The organism is Bacillus sp. GbtcB10 (genome assembly GCF_019091365.1).
Classification (GTDB): Bacteria; Bacillota; Bacilli; order Bacillales; family Bacillaceae; genus Bacillus; species Bacillus altitudinis.
The window spans coordinates 1-272 of the sequence record NZ_JAGXJP010000136.1 but is presented as its reverse complement, the minus strand read 5'-3'; the positions used below and the strand labels follow the sequence as shown (position 1 = coordinate 272).

General features: G+C 40.8%; 1 protein-coding gene. It reads left to right on the top strand.

Going from position 1 to position 272, the window contains the following annotated elements:
- The coding region (locus KVT11_RS19880; protein WP_302693877.1) for an inositol monophosphatase family protein at positions 1-209 on the top strand (209 nt) is incomplete at its 5' end.
- Positions 210-272: the final 63 nt, after the last annotated feature.

Genomic DNA, 272 nt, shown 5'->3' with positions numbered 1-272 from the left:
GAAGAAGCGACGCATATGTCACGTTAAGGCTAGCGCCATGGGATTATGCGGCTGGATGTGTGGTGCTTGATGAGGTAGGCGCTGTTTACTCGAATATTCACGGAGAACGCTTAACGTTTCTAGAGAAAAATAGCATTGATGCCGGAAATCGATCCGTCTGTGAGAAAATCTTGCATGATTACATAAAAGGAAGCGGAAATAATAAATAAACAACATCACTTCAAGAGAATGAAGTGATTTTTTGTTTTTCCTGAAACTTTTTGGTAAGGCAG